This is a genomic window from Mesorhizobium sp. M7A.T.Ca.US.000.02.2.1 (genome assembly GCF_003996995.1).
Taxonomy (GTDB): domain Bacteria; phylum Pseudomonadota; class Alphaproteobacteria; order Rhizobiales; family Rhizobiaceae; genus Mesorhizobium.
In genome coordinates, this window is sequence record NZ_RZTT01000075.1 from 1 (window position 1) to 19,157 (window position 19,157).

Genomic DNA, 19,157 nt, shown 5'->3' on the forward strand with positions numbered 1-19,157 from the left:
ACTTTCGCCCGTCGACCCGGGGTTGCCGCTTCGCCGCTGCCGGTGCGCGAGGCAATTGATGGCGCGCTGTCGCTGCTGTCGGGCCGCATCCGTGATTCCGGCGTGACCATCGTCAAGCCGCGCGGCAATGCCTCGCCGGTGGTCATGGCCAGCCGCATCCGGCTGGAACAGATCCTGGTCAATCTGTTGCAGAATGCGCTGGACGCTATGAAGGACCATGCCGATCCGCGCATCGAGATCGAGCTTGCCGAGCGCGACGACAGGGTGCTGATTTCGGTGCGCGACAACGGCCCAGGTCTCGGCCCGGAAGCAGCCGGCAATCTGTTCATGCCGTTCCAGACCACCAAGGAGAAGGGGCTTGGCCTCGGGCTGGTGATCTCGCAGGAGATCGCCCAGGAATTGGGCGGCACGCTGCGGATCGATCCCGGCAATGGCACCGGCGCATCCTTTACCGTCGACTTGAGGCGAATTGAATGATTGAGGGATCAGGGCTGGTGGCGCTCGTCGACGACGATGCGGACCTGCTGCACGCCACAACGCAATTGCTCGAGCTTGCCGGCTTCGCTGTGGTCGCGCGCGACGCCGCCGAGGCAGCGCTTGCCGTTGTCGACAGGACCTTTGAAGGCGTGGTGGTCAGCGACATCCGCATGCCGGGCATGAACGGGCTGCAGCTGTTCGATCGCATCAAGGCGATCGACCCGGACATACCCGTGATCCTGGTCACCGGCCATGGCGACGTCGATCTCGCAGTGGCCGCGCTCAAGGACGGTGTCTACGATTTCATCTCGAAACCCTATGCCGGCGACCGCCTTGTCGAGGCGCTGAAACGGGCGAGTGAGAAGCGACGGCTGGTGATGGAGAACCGGCGGCTGCGCGAAGCCGCGGCCCTCGCAACTGACGGCCTGCCGCTGATCGGCGAGGCTCCTGCCATCAAGCGACTGCGCGAGACCTTGCGCCAGATTGCCGACATGAACGTCGATGTGCTGGTCGAGGGAGAAACGGGAACCGGCAAGGAAGTGGTGGCGGACCTCCTGCACAGATGGGGGCGACGGCGCGCAAAACCCTTCGTGGCACTGAATTGCGGTGCGCTGCCGGAGACGGTCATCGAGAGCGAGTTGTTTGGCCATGAGGCGGGCGCGTTCACCGGCGCGCAGCGGCGGCGGATCGGCAGCATCGAGCATTCCAGCGGCGGCACGCTGTTTCTCGACGAGATCGAGTCCATGCCGCCGGCGCTCCAGGTCAAGCTGCTGCGCGTGCTCGAAACGCGCAGCCTCACTCCACTTGGCTCGAACGACATCAGGCGCATCGATCTCAGGGTCGTCGCCGCGACCAAGGTCGATCTGGGGCGGTCGGACCAGCGCGGTGATTTTCGCGAGGATCTGTATTTTCGCCTTAACGTGGTGACGCTGCGCATCCCGCCGCTGCGCGAGCGTCGCGGCGATATCCCGATGCTGTTTGGGCATTTCCTCGGCAAGGCGGCAGAACGGTTCGGCCGGCCTGTCGCGAAGATGAACGCTGCGGTCAGCGATCATCTCCAGTCGCATGACTGGCCAGGCAATGTGCGCGAGCTTGCCCATTTTGCCGACCGTGTTGCGCTCGGCCTCGGTCCGGAAGATGAGAGGAGGGCGGTCTCCGCGCATTCGCCGGAGCCTACGGCAGCATTGCCCGAACGGGTCGGCCAATACGAGGCACAACTCATCCGCGACGCATTGCGCGATCATGGCGGCGACGTGCGCGGCGCCATTGATGCTCTGGGCGTGCCGCGCAAGACCTTTTATGACAAGCTCAAGCGCTACGGCATTGCCGCATCAGAGTTTCGCAATGGCGGTGATCCGGATACGTAGCCCATCCCGGAAAGGGTAATGTCTCAGTTTGAATTCAGAAGATCGTCGGTCGCGTTTGAGGCGCAGGCGAAACCGCCTATACCTCGTGGAAAGGAAGGGAGGAGCGTGTCCTGAAGGTTAAAGTTCTCATTCTTGGATGGCTCGGCCTATTATTCGCGGGGTTGCTTATCCTCCAAGTTTTCCTGGGAGAACGCCACGGAGGGGGCTTCCTGTGGGCGGCGATCATCGGCTTTACTTGGGCGATTGCTTATTGGCCGGTTACATTGATTGTGCTCGGCTTAGGATTTTGGGCGTCAGACTGGTGGTTGAGGCAGGGGTAAACGCCCAAATCAAACTGGGACACTACCCGGAAAAGCGATGAACACGACACTGGAAACGACGGCAAATCCCTTGCCGGAAGACCTTACCTTTCTCGCCGAAAGGCTGACGGCGTTCAACGACGGCGATGTCGGCGCATCCGAAAGGAAGGCGCTTGTGGTGTTTGTGCGCGACGAGGATGGCGCGGTCGTCGCTGGCATTTCCGGTTACACGGCCTGGGGCTGGCTCTACGTGCAATGGCTCTGGGTCGATGAGCGGCTGCGAGGCCAGCACATGGCCGGCAAGATGCTGGATGCGGCCGAACAGGAAGCCATGGCACGCGGTTGCCGGAATGCCTGGATCGACACCTTCAATCCGAATGCCGCCAAGGTCTATCAGCGTCAGGGTTACGAACCCTTTGGAACGCTCGCCGATTTCCCTATCGGCCGCAGCCGCATCTTTTTACAGAAGAGGCTGGCGTTGGTCTGATCCGTCCCGGCGGAACCGGGATGGACTGTCTTCCTGCCTGACCCGCAATCCGAACGAAGGTGGTTATGGTCCGGCGGACCGCTACTCGGCCGGAACCAGGCCTGGGTCTCCCATCGGGCTTGCTCTGGTTTCCTTGCGTGCCGACGCACGGGCGAGCACACTTTGGCGGTTTACGGATCTGCGCTCGGCATCGATGCGATGGATCAGGATTTCCGCACGCTCGATCGACCCGAGCAGGGCAAGGATCGTGCCGCGTTCGGCGGCACCGGCATTCGGTCCGAGCGCCAGCGTGCGGGCACGCAGTTCCTCGACCCCGGGCAGATTTACATGGCCGGCCGGCATCTGCGGGCTGGAAATTCCGTAAGTAGGCAAGATTTCGCGCAGCGACGTGTCGAGCTTGTTCAGCGCGACGTCGACGATGGCTTGCGCCGGGTTGCTGAACTTCTCGCGCCTGACGCGGCGCGCCACCTGATGCATCGATTCCGTCAGGGCGGCCGTGAAGTCGGCTTCCTCGATCAGGCTGGCGATCAGATCGAGTTGTTCGTAAGGCAGATCCTCCTTCATCAGCGCGGCGGTGTAGGCGCGGATATCGCGGCTGAGGATGTCGGTCGCCAGATAGTGCTCGCCCGGATCCGACGGCGCCTTCTTGGAAGAGCGTGCGATGTCGAGGAACATGGCGCCGGCCTCCAGATGGCGGGCCGTCTCTTGCTGCACGGCGGGAATGGCCTTGGCAAAGTCGCTGGCCAGTTTGCGGTCGAGGAATTTCGGCGTCGAGAAATCCTCCGCGTCGTCGGCATCCGTGTGGCCGACACGCGATAGCACCCGCTCGAACACGCCGATGAACGGGAACAGCAGCACTGTGTTGAAGACGTTGAAGAAGGTCGAGTAGAGGCCGACCGCGACCGGCACCAGGGGGAAGGTCTCCTTGCCGTCGACAATCACCGGAACGGCCGGATCGCCGCCGAAGAACTGCATGGCCCATTCCAGCACCTGGATGGAGACGAAGAACAGAGGGATGGTGATGCACACCCCGATGATATTGAACGAGATGTGCGCATAGGCGGTCCGCTTGGCGTTCTTCGAAAGATTGAGGGAAGCCATCCAGGATGTGATCGTGGTGCCGAGATCGGCGCCGAGCGAGAAGGCGACGGCGGTTGTCCAGTCGAGAATGCCCGCCGCGCCAAGGCCCATGACGATGCCGATCGTCGCCGAGGACGAGTGGATCATCGCGGTCACACCGGCGGCGATGAACACGCATTTGAAAAGGTTGAGGTAGGAGTCGGCCGTCAGCGTCTGCAGCAGCGCCATGACTTCCGGCAGGTTGCGAAGCGGACGCAGGCCGCCGGTCATCAGGTTGAGGCCGTAGAAGATCAGCGCGAAACCCATGCAGGCGAGCGCTATGTTCTTCACCTTTTCGCTTTTGGCGAAGCAGTAGACCAGCGAGAACACGCCGGCCAGGATCAATCCGAGCGGACCGAGCGGCAGGGCGATGAGCCCGTTGCCGAGCGTGGTGCCGATGTTGGCGCCCATGATCACGCTGATCGCCGGCCGCAGGGCGATGACACCGGCATTGACCAGCCCGACGACCATGACGCTCATCGCCGTCGACGACTGGATGACGCCGGTGATCAGCGTTCCAGCCAGCACGCCTTTGACCGGCGTACCGGCTGCCTTGGCGAGAAAGTCGCGCATCCGGTTGACCGACAGCGCCTGGATGCCGTTTGCCATGAAATCCAGACCGAGCATGAAGATGCCCAAGCCGCCGATCACCGGCACGAGGATGTCCTTGAAGATATCTATGTCCATTTCAGGCAGGCCCCCAACAAGTCGCCACGACGACGCGGTATGAAGTTCAGTTGCTGCGCAAGGCAGCTTTCGTTCGGGTCAGTTTCCGACCGGCAATTGCCTTGCCCAATACTGTTCGATCTGGCCAATGAGCGCTTTCGGCAGCGGCACATAGCCGAGTGCGGTGGCGTCGCCGGCACCTTGCGCGAAGGCGAGCCGGAAAAGATCATGCACGCGGCGATAGCGATGTTCCGAACGCCCCGAGACCTGGACAACGGCGAACACCGCCGTGCTGATCGGGTACGCACCATCTCCGCTGCGATTGGTGAGGGAGGCGAAGAAGTCGGTCGTTTCCCCCCAGGCGACGGAGGTGGCCGCTGCTTGCACGCCCTCCGGGTCCGGTTTGACGAACTTGCCGGATTTGTTCTGGACCGCTGCGAAGGGAAGGCCGGCGCGAAGAACCTGGCCGTATTCGGCGTAGGCAATCGCCCCCTTGCTCGCAGCCACGGCACGAAGAAGCGCTTGCGTACCTTCCGCGCCTGTCCCGAGCGGCCAGTCGATCAGAGTGTCGGCTCCAGGCTTCGTCTTCCAGTCTTCGCTTGTCGATGACAGAAACTCGGTGAAGACATAGGTTGAGCCCGAACCATCCTGCCGGTGGATGACGCTGATGGCGAGATCGGGAAGGGCTATGTCGGGATTGAGCACCCTTATCGCAGGATCGGACCAGGACTTGATCTTGCCCAGGTAGATGTCGGCGATCACCGGGCCGGAGAGGCGCAGACCTTGCTCCGGCAGGCCATCGAGATTGGCGACCACCGCGATCCCGCCCATGACGATCGGAAATTGCTGCTGGCCGTTCCTGGCGAGATCATCAGCCGGCACGGGAACATCCGTGGCGGCGAAATCCAGTTCGGGCTGCGCAAGCCGCATCAGGCCGGCAAGGGATCCGACCGGTTCATAATCGACGGTCCAGTCCAGCGTGAAGAAGTCGCCGCCGTCGGCGCGTGCAGCCTTGTATGTCGTTGCCCACTTGCCGATGATCGGCGCGGCCAGTGTCGACCCCGCACCGCGAATGGGCTCAGCCCGCGCAGCGGATCCGATCATGGCCCCGATGATTGCAAGGGCGAGCGCAGCTGCCGCCCCCGAAACCGTCGGCCGTGCACCGCGCAATAAGGCTAAACCTGCTGACAACATAAATTGAATCCCAACTATACTGCCGCCGCTATGTAGGCGCGCATCAATGGCCATACGCCTGTGAAATGAGGCGTCAGCTGAAAACAAGATCGCTGTTGTCTTGTATTAATTCTTCTTAACGGTTGGATGACAGTGGGTCCCGGCGGAAAAGCTTTTCGACTATTCCGAAGACCTTTCGACTGCAAAACCTGAGCAAAAAGCCGCATCGCCTGAAAGTCGGCCGGGCGGGAAAGGTCATCCTCAAACACTGAGATAGAGACCATCCCGTTCCGGGATGGAAGAGGCTCTAACCGGCGAGTTTTCCGCCCTGCATCGGCCGCGGTGCGCCGGTCGTGCTCGGAAAGCTGATCGGCAGGCCGCGCAGCACGCGCACCGCGAGGAAAGCAAAACACTCCGCCTCGACCGCGTCGCCGCTCCAGCCGAGGCTCTCGGCCTGCACCACTTCGACGCCGGCACGGCTGGTCAGCATCGCCATCATGGTCGGGTTGTGGCGGCCGCCGCCGCTGACCACCAGTTTTTTCGGACGGCTTGGTAAGAGGTCGAGTGCCTTGCCGACGGCTCCAGCGGTAAAGGCGGTCAGCAGTGCCGCGCCATCCTCCGCATCCAGCCCGTCCGCCATGGCGGCGCCGAAGTCGAAACGGTCCAGCGATTTGGGATAGGGCTTGGTGAGATAGGGGTGCTGCAGCAGCTTGGCCAGCCGCGCCTCGTCCACCTTGCCCGCACCGCCGAGCGCGCCGTCGCGGTCCATCTCGCCGAGCCCCTTCGACTTGATGAAATCGTTCAGCGGCGCGTTGGCGGGGCCGGTGTCGAAGGCAACGACATTGTCGGCGCCATCCCACCAGGTGATGTTGGCGACGCCGCCGAGATTGAGTACGGCCACCTCGCCATTGGCGCCGGCGCCGCGCATCAACGCCGTGTGATAGACCGCGGCCAGCGGCGCGCCTTGCCCCCCGGCGCGCATGTCGGCCGAGCGGAAATCGTAAGCGACCTTGGTACCCAACAGGGCATGCATCAGCTCACCGTCGCCGAGTTGCCTTGTCTGGCCCAGCCGTCCAACCTGCGGCGCGCGATGCAGAACGGTCTGGCCGTGAAAACCGACGACGCCGATATCGGCCATCGTCATGCCATAGCCTTCGACCAATTCCTTGACGGCTGCTGACTGGGCACGCGTCAGGGCTTCCTCCGCGGTGTGGAAGATCGCCGGCTCCGGCCCGACAAAGTTCCACGCCCGCGCCTCCGTCAGCGTCTCTTCCAGCAGGGAGCGGATCGACGGAGGATAGGGCATCAGCCGGTAGGTGCCGAAATCCTCGATACGTTCGCCGTCGGTCTTGATCAGCGCGACGTCGATGTTGCCGTCCAGCACCGTGCCGGTCATCAGGCCGACGGCCCAGATTGGTTCCATAGTCGTTTCCTTGTTGAGCATGATCTTTCCGGAAACCGTTTCCCACTTTTCGGGACCACGCTCCAGTCCCATTGATGAGATCGCCGACAGCTTTGCGAAACCTGACGATTCTACCGTCAAAATATTGGTCTAATGAATCCGGGCAGCGGGCAAGGTCCAAGCCTTGCCCCTTTCGAAGTGGCGGTCTCGGTGCTGAAGGCCGAGCGGCTTTCGTAGCGCCACAGGCGATGTTGGACCGCGCAACGTCCTTTCTGCAGGCCGTCTGGTTCAACAGCCACCGAGATGCCACCTCTTGCCTGCCGGCCGCGAAGGCGCGACCTTGTCTGGTCTGGCGAACGCTTCCGCCGAAATCCGCAAGGGAGAGAAAATCATGACCTCATCCGATGTGGCCGTTATTGCAGGCGCGGGCGCTGGTCTGAGCGCCTCGCTTGCGCGCCTTCTCACCCGGGAAGGCTTTCGCGTGGTTCTGGCCGCCCGTAACGTCGAGAAGCTCAGCGCTCTGATCGACGAGACCGGTGCTCTGGCCGTTGAGACGGATGTCGCCGACGCTGCGTCCGTCGCCAGGCTGTTCGACACCGCCGACAAGGCCGGCACGCTGGCGCTCGTGGTGTTCAACGCCAGCGCACGCACCCGTGGCCCGATCGCCGAGCTCGATGCGGAAGCGGTCAAACAGGCATTGCTGGTCGGCGCCTATGGCGGCTTCCTGGTCGGCCAGCAGGCGGCGCGCCGGCTGCTTGTCCGGGGATCCGGTTCGATCCTGTTCACCGGCGCCACTGCCAGTGTGAAGGGCTTTCTCGGCTCGGCCGGTTTTGCCATGCCGAAATTCGGCCTGCGCGGCCTGGCGCAGTCCATGGCCCGCGAACTCGCCCCGCAGAACATCCACGTCGCCCATTTCATTCTCGACGGCCAGATCGCGCCGCCCGGACAGGCAGCCGATCCCGACCTACAGGACCGCCGCCTGTCGCCGGATGCCATCGCCGAGGCCTATCTCGCGGTCCATCGCCAGCATCGCAGCGCCTGGAGCTCGGAGCTTGAGTTACGGCCTTGGGTCGAGACGTTTTGACAATCCAGACGATCGCCCGGCGGGAAGCAACGCGATCCTTCCGCTTTTCCTATATATTAGGCAATGCTGATATTTTGTGGCGCTAAGCTGCTTGTCCAATACATAAAAAGGCACAGTGTAATATATACGTTTGTTTAACGCGGGTTGTGCATGTTGCAGCTTTCCCGGGTTAATTGAGAACGCGCATGTCGGTTACACGTCGTACACTGCTTGCGGCCGGGAGCGGCGGGTTGCTGATTTCACAAGCCCGCGCAGCCATCACTCCGGGACAGCAGGCGGAGAACGCCCCTCAACCTATCGCGAGCGGCGATGCATTGCGCATCGCAATGCCGGCCTTCGCTTCCAATCCGTTCTTTCCGTCCGACGGATCGGGGGACGATGGCATAGACATGGAGTTGGCCCACGGCATCGCCGCGGCGCTTGGCGTCGAGCCGGTATTCGACCGATCCGCCGCAACGTTCGACGATATCGTCAGACAGGTCAGTTCCGGACAGGCCGACATGGCGATTGGCAAGCTCAGCCGGACGCTTCAGCGCGGCCGGTCGATCATCTATTCCCGCCCCTACGCCATGCTGCGGCAAGGGCTGATCGCCAACCGCCTCAACCTGGCGCGTATCGCGCAAGGCAAACCGGCCGAACAGATCGTCCGTGATTTCTCAGGCGATCTTGGCGTGATCGAGGGCTCTTCATTCGCCACCTATGCGGCCACGACCTTCCCGCATGCGCAAATCCACCGCCTGGCAAGCTGGGATCTGATCATCGATGCGATCCGAAACGGGACGATCGACATGGCCTATCGCGATGATTTCGAGATCAAGAAGCTGATGGTCGACGATCCGTCGATGACGGTTGTCGCGCGCTCGATCACGCTGACCGACAAGGTCGATACGATCGCAGTCGGCGTGCGGCCCGACAATCCGCACCTCGCGGCCTTTGTCGATCTCTATCTCGATCTCGCGCGGGGTCAGCAGATTCTCAACACGGATGAGATCATCGCCCGCTATCGCCTGGGGAGCAAAGCCTGACATGGCCATCTCCGAGGTAGCCGGACCCCTGCCTTTCGACTGGCGCCTCGCAGCAAGGCGTATCCTGCGATCTCCGGTGACGACGATTGTGATGATTGCTGCAGGGATACTGTGCGGCCTCTACTATCCAGACTTTGCCCATGCGATCAGCCCTGTCGCACAGCTCTACCTGAATTTCCTCAAGATGGTCGTCCTGCCCTATTTGGTCTCGTCGGTCATCTTCTCCATCACGGCAATGGTCCAGGACCCGAAATCCGTCCGCTACCTCGGCAAGGTGGGCATGGCCGTGCTGGCCGTATCGTTCCTGAGCGTGCTGGTGAGCGGCACCCTGTCGTTGATCCTGCAGCCGGGCCAGATCGAGAATCCGCAGTCGCGCATCGAGCTTGGCGAGTTCATCAATTCGCAAGGCAGCGTGTCCACCGATCTCGCCTTCCCGTTCCAGCCGCCGCCCTCCAATGGGGATCCCAATGGCGGGCACTCGATCCTGCTCGACCTGGTGCCGAACAACGTCTTCAACGCGCTTGCCTCGGGCCAGACCATCCAGGTTTTGCTGTTCTGCCTGCTTTTCGGGCTCGCGATGGGGAAGATTCCCCAGCCTTCGTCCATGAGCCTGACCCAGGCGCTTAACGCGGTCTACCGGGCCTGCACGGTGCTCACCAACTGGTTCATCTGGGGGTTGCCCTTTGCAACCTTCATCCTGATCGCGGACCAGACCGCGTCGACCGGAACCAAGCCGCTCACGCTGATGGGCGGTTACCTGCTGGTGATGGGCCTCTCCTGCCTCATATTCGTTGCCGGGGCTTTTGCGATTATCGCCATCCGGTCGCGACGAAGCTACTGGACCACGATCAAGACCTGCCAGCCCCTTCTCATGGTGGCCATCACCACACGCTCTACGGTCGCCTCGCTGCCTTGGGTCATCAACCTTTTGAGCGAGCGCCTGCGGTTCAGCCTGGTGGTGGTCGAACTGCTCGTGCCGCTGCAGGCGGCATTGCTGCGTACAGGCCCAGCGCTGCTCTACACCTCGGGTGCGCTTTTCATCGCCCAGCTTTACGGCCACCAGCTTGCAGTCTCGGACCTCGTGCTCGTCGGCATCATCTCAGCGCTTCTCGCGCTCACCACCGGCGGCATGGGTAGCCTGCTCATCCTGTCCCAGATGTCCATCGTGTGCGGCTACCTGAAGCTTCCCTTCGAGGCGGCGTTCGTCCTGTTCGTCGCGGTGGATGCAGCCGTCGACACGTTCATGACGCTGGCCAGCGTCTGCACCGTCGCGGCGAGCACGGCAATGATCGCTCCCAGCCACAGGGAGACGACGCAGCCTGACGTCGCCTCGGACCAGCTCGAAGCCGAGCCTGTCAGATGATCGACGACAGCATCCGTCCCCAGCTCGGCATTATCGGCGGTCTTGGGCCGCTTGCTTCGGCTGATTTCTACTTCAAGCTGACCCGGATGACCCAGGCGCTCAGAGACAACGAACATGTGCCTGCCGTGATTCTCAGTGTCCCGCAGCTGCCCGACAGGACCGAAGCGATCCTTGCCGGCCATGATGGGCCGCTGGCGCCTTTGAAAGCCGCGGTCGCGACGCTCAATGCGCTCGGCGTCGCCCGCATCGCGATGCCGTGCAACACCGCCCACCATTGGTACAGCCAACTGGCGGCGAATTCGCGCGCGGAAATCATCCATATCGGAGATGCTGTGGTGACGGAGACGCGTCGCAGCCTGGATCAGGGCCGGGTTGCTGTTCTCGCCACCCAAGGCACGCTGGTCTCCGGCTTCTATCAGGACAGGATGTCGGCAGCGGGATTTGAGCTCTGCCTTCCCGCGAACACCGAGTTTCAGGCCTGCGTCGACAGCGCGATCAGCCTCGTCAAGGCGGGTTCGATCGCGGATGCGGCGGTTGAAACCGAGCGCGCGCTCGATATCGCGCAAGCGGCCGGCGCCGATGCAGCCCTGCTCGGCTGCACCGAACTGTCGGTGGTGGCCGCCAGCCTCAACGATATCAATGGATTGGTCGTCATCGACAGCAATGCGGCCCTGGCGCGAGCCTGTCTGACACGGTTGGGCTTCGGTGCCCAGGAAGCCCGCGGCCTGCCGACCGTATCGCGGCTGCCGGAACATGACCAATCGATGCGCGCCAGCTTGGCCGCACTGGCCTAGCCCTATGGATAGAACCTCATAGCATTTCGGAACCCGTCAGCCCTGGCGCGGCACGCCCTTGGCAAGCAGGTAGACGAGATACGGCCCGCCAAGCAGCGAAGCGAACAGGCCGGCGGGCAGTTCGTAGGGAAAGGCAGCCATGCGCGACAGCCAGTCCGAGACGATCATCAGCAGGGCGCCCAGAAGCATCGCTCCGGCGAGATGGACGCGGGCGCGCGAAAAGCCGACCAGACGGGCAAGGTGTGGCGCGATCAGGCCGACGAAGCTCAATGGCCCGACGACCATGGCGGCCAGCGCGGTGAGGAGCGCGGCAACGACGATCAGCATCAATCGTCCGCCAGCGACCGGCACGCCCAGCCCGCGTGCGCTGTCGGACCCGAGCGGCAGGATGTCCAGCCAGCGGGCGGCAAGGAACAGCGGCAGCGTCAGCGGCAACAGACAGGCGATTGCCAGCCCTGCATCGAGCGCCGACGCCTGGCCGGTCGAGCCGCTCAGCCAGCGCAACAAAATGTAGGACTGCGCGTTGCCCATGGCGATCGTCGCGGTGATCGCAGCGCTGCACAGCGCGCTCATGGCGATACCGGCAAGCAGCAGCCGCTCGGCACCGAACTTTGCTCGTGCGGCAAGGACAAGCATGGCAACCAACGCCGCTAGCGCGCCGAGGCCGGAACCGGCGAGTTGCCAGCCCAGCCCGGCGGTGGCACTAACCATGAGCACGGCGGTCAGGCCGGCGCCGGCGCCGGTGCCGACCCCCAGCACTTCGGGGCTTGCCAGCGGGTTGGCGGTGACCCGCTGGATGACGACGCCGGCGGCCGCGAGCATGGCACCTGCGGCAGCCGCCACGCCGATCCGCGGCGCACGCCACGCGGCGAGATCGGTTAACAGGTCTCCCCCAGCAATAGACCAGCCGTCCGGGCCACGCCCGACGACAAGCGCCACGATGGCAGCGACAAGCGCCAGCGCAAACAGAAGCAGGATGATCAGCCAGGGCCGGCTGGCCTTGCGCGGTGCTGCCCCCTTGGAGCCGAGATGCGGCCATTCGAAAAGGCGCAGCCGCGGCAACAGCCACAGCAGCAGCGGACCGCCGAGCAGGGCGGTGCCGGCACCGGTCGGAATGCGTTCGCCACCGGAACCGGCGGCCAGCTGTACCAGCCCGTCCGTCAGCCACAGCATCACGGCGCCGATCAACGGCGCGGCGATCAGTTTTTGGCGCAGTGTGCGGGCGCCCGAAAGCGTGGCCAGCGCCGGCGCTGCAAGACCGACGAACCCGATGACGCCAACCTCTGCCGCGACTGACGTCGCCATCCACACGGCAAGCGCGATGATGAGAAAGCGGCTTGAGTGACGAGCGACGCCCAGGCCGCGTGCCGAGGCATCGTCGAGACCAAGAATGGTCAGCGGCCGCAGCAGCATCAATGCGGTAACCGCGCCGGCCGCCAGCCTGATCGTCAGCGCGATGGTCGGCTCCCAGTCCTGCTGGACCAGCGATCCGCCGCCCCAGATGAACAGCGAAAACAGGTAATCGCCATTGGCGAGGATCAGTGCTGCGCTGACGGAACTGGCGGTCAGCGCCACCATCATCCCGGCGAGCATGACCGACACCGGCTCCAGCCCGCGCCGCCAGGTCAATGCCAGCACCAGCAGCACCGCGGCGATGCCACCGGCGAAGGCGACCAGGCCCTGCGACCGCTCCATCAGCAGCGGTGCGTAAAGCGAGGCGATCGTCATCGCCAGTTGCGCGCCGGCCGAGATGCCAAGCGTCGACGGTTCGGCCAGCGGGTTGCGCAGCACATGCTGCAACAGCAGGCCGGACAGGCCGAGCACGGCGCCCGCCAGCACCGCCACCGCGCCGCGCGGCAGCGTGCTGTAGACCAGGATGACGCGGTCGAGACCGATGCCGCCCGGCAGTGGAGCCGGCCACTGCATGCCGAGCCGCCATGCGAACAGGAGCGCGGCCAGCACCGCCAGGAAGCTCCACAGGGCGATTGGCGACAGCGCGGCACTCGTCGTGGCGCGGTGGCCGACTGCGCGCTCAGCCATGGCTTTGCCCGGCAATAGCTGCCGTCGCCAGGCGCGCGAAGCGACGCGCCGACGGCAGGCAGCCGAAATGGTTGACCGGCTCCAGCACGGCAACGCGGTTCTGACGCACCGCCGGCAGAGCATTCCACAAGGCATTTGTCGGAAGCGAGCGCCCGACATCGGCCGGCAGTGGCGAAACGATCAGGATCGACGCCTCGGGCACGCGCGCCAGCGCCTCCAGTCCGACGGGTGCCGCCGCGCTGTAGCTCGTCTCGTCGGTCCATGCATTGACCAGGCCGAGAAGCGTCAGCACATCGCCGAACATGGAGTCGCGGCCAAAGGCGCGAAAATGCCTGCTATCGCCTAGGCTGATGACGAAGACCGGACGCCCGGAAGCGCGCGGCAAGGTGCCGCGCAGCCGCGCGATTTCATCAGCGGTCTCATCGGTATAGCGCTCCGCCTCGGCCTGCCGTCCCAGCTTTTCGCCCAGGGCCAGTGTCGCTGCCTCGGCGAGCACATAAGGCGGCACGCCGGCCTCGTAGACCGTTTGCGCAAACACCGGCGCGATACGTTCGAGCATCGGGCGCTGGTATTCGTAGAAATTGGAGATCACGATGACATCAGGCGCGACGATGCGCAGCAGCTCGTAATTGGGCGCGCCGCGCAGCCCGAGATCGGTCACCGATTGGGGCACTCTCGGCTCGACCGCGATCTTGCGAAACTGGATCAGTTCGGTCGCCGCCACCGGCTCGATGCCGAGTGCCAGCAACGTCTCCAGCATGCCCCAGTCGATCGCGGCAACCCGCATCGCCGCCGCCCTGGCGGCGACCGGTGGCAGCAATGCCGCGGCCGCCAGCGCAAGCACCTGCCGTCTGTTGGGCAGATGGATCATCACTGGCTTGTTTGGCAAGCTGTAACCAAGTCGACTACCAAGTCGTATGCGCCTTCAGCTTGAACGAGCGGCCTTCGCCATAGGAACAGGCTTCGACAGTGGTGGTCTGACAACTGGAGACATAGGTTTTGTCGAACAGATTGGTGATGTTCAGATCGACACCCCAGGTCTCCCTGTCGTAGCCAAGCTTCAGGTCGGCCAGTGTGACAGCTGGAACCTTGTTGTTGTTTGCGTTGTCTGCCCATGAGGAGCCGACGTAGCGAAGGCCGCCACCGATCGAGATGCCGTCGTACCAGCCGCCACGAAAAGTATAGTCGACTGAGGCGGAGGCCATCACCTCTGGAACGATGAACGGCGTCTTGCCGATCAGCTCCGGGTTGGCGTCCTTGGTGATGTCGATGTCATAGGCGGTGAAAGCGCCGGTGAGCCGGAAATCCTCAGTGACGTTGACCTTGCCTTCCAGTTCTATACCGCGTGAGCGCACTTCGCCGGTTTGCAACTGCGTGAAGAAAGTAACGTTCGACGGTACATTCTGACGGGTCAGGTCAAAAAGCGACAGGGTGAACAGGCCATCGACAAAGGTCGGAACATATTTGACGCCGACTTCGTACTGCACGCCCTCTTCCGGCTTGAACAGATTACCGTTGGCGTCGGTGCCGATGAGCGGGTTGAAGAAGGTGGCAATGCTGGCATAGGGGGTTACGCCGTTGGCAAACTCATAGGCGAGGCCCGCGCGACCGGAGAAGTCGCCGACAGTCTGGTTCTGCGTGCTGGAACTCGCCGAGTAATATGTCGGCCGATTGTCGGCGTCGAGCCAGCCACGGTCGTAACGGCCGTTCAGCGTCACCAGCCAGCCGTCGCCGAAGCGCAACTGGTCTTGCGCATAGAAGCCGAGCTGCTTCTGGGTCAAGTCCTGATTGAGGTAGCTGACTCGTGGCGTCAGTGGCGCGCCGTAGATTGGGTCGAAAGCATCAATGGGAGGGGTTGTGCCGAAGAGCGCCGACGACTGCACCTGGTCGATGTTGTAATATTTGTAGTCGATGCCGGCCAGCAGCGTGTGTTCGACAGCGCCTGTCTCCACCTTGCCCTCGATCTGCAGGTCCGACAGGAATGTCGTGGCGTCGGTATCGTGACCGAAATTGATGCGATTGAGCTGCGTCGCGCTCGCCCACCCGTTGGCGTAGACGTTGACTTCATTAATCGAGGCCGCACTGAGGCGCATGTTGGAACGCACCGTCCATTGGTTGTCGAAAGTGTGCTCGAACTCGTAGCCGATCGAACCTTGCTCGCGCTTGTAGAGATCGACACTCGGCTCGGTAAAATTGGCATCTGGGTCGATTCGACCGTAATTCACTCCGCCGATAATCCGATCCGTTACAGTGCCGATGTAAGGCAGGAAGCTGCCGCCATTGTGGTTCTCGTCGATGTGGCTGTAGTTTGCCAGTACCGTCAGCTTGGTCTGCTCGTCGGGCTGCCAGGTGATGCTGGGCGAAATGAAGCCGCGCCAGCCATTCTGCAAATCGCTGTAGGTGTCGCCGCCGGCGACCTTGCCCGTCATCCGGTAGCTGACCGCGCCATCCTTGGCGACGTCGCCGATGTCGAAGCCGAGATAGACATTGCCGGCATCGTTGACGCCGGTCTCGATATAGCGCTGCCTGCCGTCCGGCCGCTTGCTGACATAGTTGACCAGACCGCCGGGATTGCTGCCGCCGTAGAGTACGGACGCCGGTCCTTTCAGCACTTCGACTCGCTCGAGGCCGAAGCTGTCGACGTAGAAGCCGCCAAAGGCGTAGCTGAACAGCTGCAGCCCATCCATGTAGGTGCCATCAGCCGTGGCTTGGAAACCGCGGATGAACAGCCAGTTGGTGTCGCTGTCCGGGCCGAAGGGCTGTGCGAACACCCCGGCCGTGTAGCGCAAGGCTTCGTCGACTTTCTGTGCGCCCTGGTCGTCGATCTCTTGACGGCCGACCACCGACACGGATTGCGGGATGTCCTTGATGTCGGTCGCCGTCTTGGAGCCGGTCCTGCTTTTCTTGGCGACGACGCCCTTAACCGGTCCGGTCGCGCCGTCGCCGGCCTCGCCCTCGACCACCACCGGTTCAAGCTGGGTGCTGGTTTGCACCGACTGTGCGAACGCGGCCATTGGCGGGATCATCGCGGCCGCGGCGACGCTGGCCGCCAGAAGCGCCTTCATCCGGTAAGTTCTGCTCATCAGGAAAGTCCCCGCCTGTCGACATTGAGATACTTGATCATTTATCTCAACTTATCTGCGGGTCATTGGACGGAATTGGGCAGTTTGTCCATTCTTGTCCAAACGAGGGACATCACGGTGTGATGTTGCGGAAATGTCACTGGCGACTGGTGCTCCTCATCCAGGCGCCGGGCGTCAATCCGACAATCGACTTGAACACACGCGTCAGATGCGCCTGGTCGAAAAAACCCGTTGCCTCGGCGATGTCGCCAAGTGAAGCGGCGTCACGCGCCATCATCGCCTTGGCCCTGTCGACCCGCGCTTGCATCTGCCAACGATGCGGCGGCACGCCCGTCGCCGCCTTGAAGGCATGACTCATCGCGGTTTCGGACAGGCCGGTCAGCGCGGCGAGATCGGCAAGCCGGATCCTGTCCAGGCAATGCGCGTCGATGTAGTCGGTGACGAGGCGCAGCTTGCGGCGCGACAGCGGCGACCGTCGCCTGGCGGTATCAGGCTGGTCTATCTGGAACAGGCTTGCGAACAAGGCATTGAGCAAGCCCTCGCCATAGAGATCATGCAGAGGCCGGTCGTTGCCGCATTCGGCGGCAATCATGCCGGCAAGCATGGCGATCCGGTCGTCGCGAAACTGGAAGCGCGACATCCGCAAGGCCTCGTGGTCAAGGCTGCGGCCGAAGCGGCGCGTCAGCGCTGCGGCGTCGAAATGCAGGTCGAGATGCCGGATCCGCCGTAGCCCCTCGACCCGGCCGCGGATCGGCACGCCGGCCGGTATGTAGGCCATGGAAAAAGCCTGGTCGTGGCGGCGCAATTCGCCCTTGGCGCCTTCGACGAAGAAAGCGCCGTCGCCATCCACATCGAGCGCGACGAACAGCCGGGGGTCGGGAGAGACGTAATAGCCTTCGGCCTTGTCACCGCATGAGACATCCCAGAGGTCGGCGACCACGCCGTCCCAGACATGCCATTTCAGATCGCCAATGACTGAAAAGCCCTCAATCCGGCTTTCCATGCGCGCAACGAAGGTCAAGTCCTGTGATCCCAACCAACATGATAAAAACCATCATGTTTATGCCCGGTTAGCGACCCCACCGCAAGTGCTTTGCGGCTGCTCGAAAATCGGCCGGAACCAATACCGCTGGGGCCGTCGGCCTCAAACACTTTCGAGGTATGTCTCGATTTCGAAATCGCTGACATTGAGCGCGAACGTGTTCAATTCCTGGCGTTTGCAGGCAACGAAGGAGTCGCGCAGGATGGCTGGAAAAATCTCCGCCACATGCGTCCCGCTCTCGAAGGCGGCGATCGCGGATGCCCAGTCCGGCGGCAGCTTTGCCGGCGGGAGTCCCTGACCGTCGGTGCCGATCGGATCGCCTGGCGATATTTGTCTTTCAATGCCCGTCAGTGCGGCGCCCAATATGGCCGCTAGCACCAGATAGGGATTGGCGTCGGCTCCCGAAACGCGATGCTCGATGCGGCGCGCACCGGTTGGCCCGCCGGGAATGCGGATCGCCACCATACGGTTCTCATAACCCCAGGCGACTGCGGTCGGCGCATAGGATCTCGGGCGCAGCCTGCGGTAGGAGTTGAAGTGCGGCGCGAACACCAGCGTGCTTTCGGCCATTGCCGCAAGCAGGCCGCCGACCGCATGGCGCATGGTCTCAGAACCCTGGTCGGTGCCGTCATCGAAGATGTTGCGCCCTTCGCCGTCGAGCAGGCTGAAATGAACGTGAAAGCCGTTGCCTGCCCGGTCGCCATAGGGCTTGGCCATGAAACAGGCGGCAAAGCCGTGCTTGCGCGCAATGCCCTTCACCGTGCGCTTGAACAGCACCGCATCGTCAGCCGCCCGCAAGGCGTCCGCGACATGGTTCAGATTGATTTCGAACTGACCGACGCCGTTTTCGGCGATGGCCGTGTCGACGGGAATGCCTTGCGTCCGGCAGGCCTCGTAGACGTCATGGATGAAGGATTCGAAGTCGTCGATCTCGTCGATCGACAGCGCCGCGTCGGAATCGAGACGGCGTCCGGTCACCGGCGAGACCGGTCCGACCGGCCGCTGCGATTGCGGATCGACGAGGTAGAATTCGAGTTCCGTTGCCGCGACCGGGGTCAGGCCCAAGGCCTTGTAGCGATCAAGGATGCGGGCCAGCGCCCGTCGCGGGTCGCCGAGATAGGGCGCGCCGCTTTCGTCGGCCAGCCAGAGCGGGACAAGCGCTGTCGGATGCGCCGTCCAGGCCACTGGCAGAATGCCGCGCCCCGTCCACTGGCACAGTCCGTCGGCATCGCCGGTCGAGAATACCAGTGTGTTGCCTTCGATGTCCTCGCCCCACACATCGAGCCCGATCAGCGAAAAAGGCATGCGCAGCTTGCCTTCCAGCGCCTTTCTTGCCTGCTCGACGGGAATGCGCTTGCCGCGCATGATGCCGTTGAGGTCGCACACCGCGGCTCTCAGGCTCTGGATGTCGGTCCTGCTGTCAAGCCAGTTCAAAACGTCCGCAATTGCATCGCTCAATTTATGACCTCTGGTTTTTGAAGGTGCCGCAGCCTGACCGGCTGCACTGTCCCTGATAAAAATAGCTTGTGAGTTTTAGGAAAACAGACTTGGCTGTCGCCAAGCGCTTTTCCTTATTTTTTCAAGTCACTAGCTGGTATGTCGGGAGGCATTTCAAAACCAATTGCGCGATCTGCGGTCGCAACATAGAGGCTGGAGGGCGGAAAGCCAAGCACGAGCCGGTAAACCAGCGCGCAGCCGCTATCGGCGGGAGGGGGGAGTTTGCTGCGGGCAGATCT

The 19,157-nt window shown here is 63.0% G+C and carries 15 protein-coding genes; 7 read left to right on the forward strand and 8 right to left on the reverse strand.

Annotated features, from left to right (window positions below):
- The 3 genes from EOD15_RS09930 to EOD15_RS09940 all read left to right on the forward strand — a co-directional run.
- Window positions 1-477 (forward strand): ATP-binding protein (locus tag EOD15_RS09930; RefSeq protein ID WP_127408450.1); only part of this gene is annotated, 477 nt, incomplete at its 5' end.
- Window positions 474-1,844: a sigma-54 dependent transcriptional regulator gene (locus EOD15_RS09935; protein ID WP_127322883.1), complete on the forward strand. Its 1,371-nt coding sequence runs from the start codon at window positions 474-476 to the stop codon at window positions 1,842-1,844. The genes EOD15_RS09930 and EOD15_RS09935, both read left to right, overlap by 4 nt.
- A gap of 357 nt (window positions 1,845-2,201) precedes the next feature.
- On the forward strand, window positions 2,202-2,630 hold the full coding sequence (locus tag EOD15_RS09940) for a GNAT family N-acetyltransferase (protein WP_127322884.1): 429 nt from the start codon (window positions 2,202-2,204) through the stop codon (window positions 2,628-2,630).
- A gap of 81 nt (window positions 2,631-2,711) precedes the next feature.
- On the opposite strand, the gene EOD15_RS09945 is transcribed toward EOD15_RS09940, so the two are convergent.
- The 3 genes from EOD15_RS09945 to EOD15_RS09955 all read right to left on the reverse strand — a co-directional run bounded on the left by EOD15_RS09945 (window position 2,712) and on the right by EOD15_RS09955 (window position 7,011).
- On the reverse strand, window positions 2,712-4,436 hold the full coding sequence (locus EOD15_RS09945) for a Na/Pi symporter (RefSeq protein ID WP_127272615.1): 1,725 nt from the start codon (window positions 4,434-4,436) through the stop codon (window positions 2,712-2,714).
- A 78-nt stretch (window positions 4,437-4,514) separates the two neighbouring features.
- Complete coding sequence (gene pstS / locus EOD15_RS09950; protein WP_245463628.1) at window positions 4,515-5,663, reverse strand: phosphate ABC transporter substrate-binding protein PstS; 1,149 nt, start codon at window positions 5,661-5,663, stop codon at window positions 4,515-4,517.
- A gap of 232 nt (window positions 5,664-5,895) precedes the next feature.
- Window positions 5,896-7,011: an anhydro-N-acetylmuramic acid kinase gene (locus EOD15_RS09955; RefSeq protein WP_127322381.1), complete on the reverse strand. Its 1,116-nt coding sequence runs from the start codon at window positions 7,009-7,011 to the stop codon at window positions 5,896-5,898.
- Window positions 7,012-7,381: 370 nt separating this feature from the next.
- On the opposite strand from EOD15_RS09955, the gene EOD15_RS09960 reads away from it, so the two are divergent.
- From EOD15_RS09960 to EOD15_RS09975, 4 genes are all read left to right on the forward strand, one after another.
- Window positions 7,382-8,074, forward strand: coding sequence for an SDR family NAD(P)-dependent oxidoreductase (locus EOD15_RS09960; RefSeq protein ID WP_127322408.1), 693 nt, complete (start codon window positions 7,382-7,384; stop codon window positions 8,072-8,074).
- Window positions 8,075-8,259: 185 nt separating this feature from the next.
- Window positions 8,260-9,099 (forward strand): transporter substrate-binding domain-containing protein, encoded by an 840-nt coding sequence (locus EOD15_RS09965; RefSeq protein ID WP_164762017.1) that lies wholly within the window; start codon window positions 8,260-8,262, stop codon window positions 9,097-9,099.
- Window position 9,100: 1 nt separating this feature from the next.
- Window positions 9,101-10,462 (forward strand): cation:dicarboxylase symporter family transporter, encoded by a 1,362-nt coding sequence (locus EOD15_RS09970; RefSeq protein ID WP_127322407.1) that lies wholly within the window; start codon window positions 9,101-9,103, stop codon window positions 10,460-10,462.
- A complete protein-coding gene (locus EOD15_RS09975) occupies window positions 10,459-11,256 on the forward strand; it encodes an amino acid racemase (protein ID WP_127322406.1) in 798 nt (265 codons plus the stop codon). Before EOD15_RS09970 ends, EOD15_RS09975 begins: the two co-directional genes overlap by 4 nt.
- A gap of 36 nt (window positions 11,257-11,292) precedes the next feature.
- Here EOD15_RS09975 and fhuB read toward each other — a convergent pair whose 3' ends face one another.
- The 5 genes from fhuB to EOD15_RS10000 all read right to left on the reverse strand — a co-directional run bounded on the left by fhuB (window position 11,293) and on the right by EOD15_RS10000 (window position 18,879).
- Window positions 11,293-13,296, reverse strand: coding sequence for a Fe(3+)-hydroxamate ABC transporter permease FhuB (gene fhuB, locus EOD15_RS09980; protein ID WP_127408451.1), 2,004 nt, complete (start codon window positions 13,294-13,296; stop codon window positions 11,293-11,295).
- Window positions 13,289-14,167, reverse strand: a complete 879-nt coding sequence (locus EOD15_RS09985) for an iron-siderophore ABC transporter substrate-binding protein (RefSeq protein ID WP_127321334.1) — start codon at window positions 14,165-14,167, stop codon at window positions 13,289-13,291. The genes fhuB and EOD15_RS09985 overlap by 8 nt, the downstream gene beginning before the upstream one ends.
- Window positions 14,168-14,201: 34 nt before the next feature.
- Window positions 14,202-16,379 carry a TonB-dependent siderophore receptor gene (locus EOD15_RS09990; protein WP_245463629.1) on the reverse strand — a complete coding sequence of 726 codons (2,178 nt, stop codon included), beginning with the start codon at window positions 16,377-16,379 and terminating at the stop codon, window positions 14,202-14,204.
- Between the two features lie 136 nt (window positions 16,380-16,515).
- Window positions 16,516-17,400: an AraC family transcriptional regulator gene (locus EOD15_RS09995; RefSeq protein ID WP_164761829.1), complete on the reverse strand. Its 885-nt coding sequence runs from the start codon at window positions 17,398-17,400 to the stop codon at window positions 16,516-16,518.
- A 123-nt stretch (window positions 17,401-17,523) separates the two neighbouring features.
- Window positions 17,524-18,879, reverse strand: a complete 1,356-nt coding sequence (locus EOD15_RS10000; RefSeq protein ID WP_127321330.1) for a glutamine synthetase family protein — start codon at window positions 18,877-18,879, stop codon at window positions 17,524-17,526.
- Window positions 18,880-19,157: the final 278 nt, after the last annotated feature.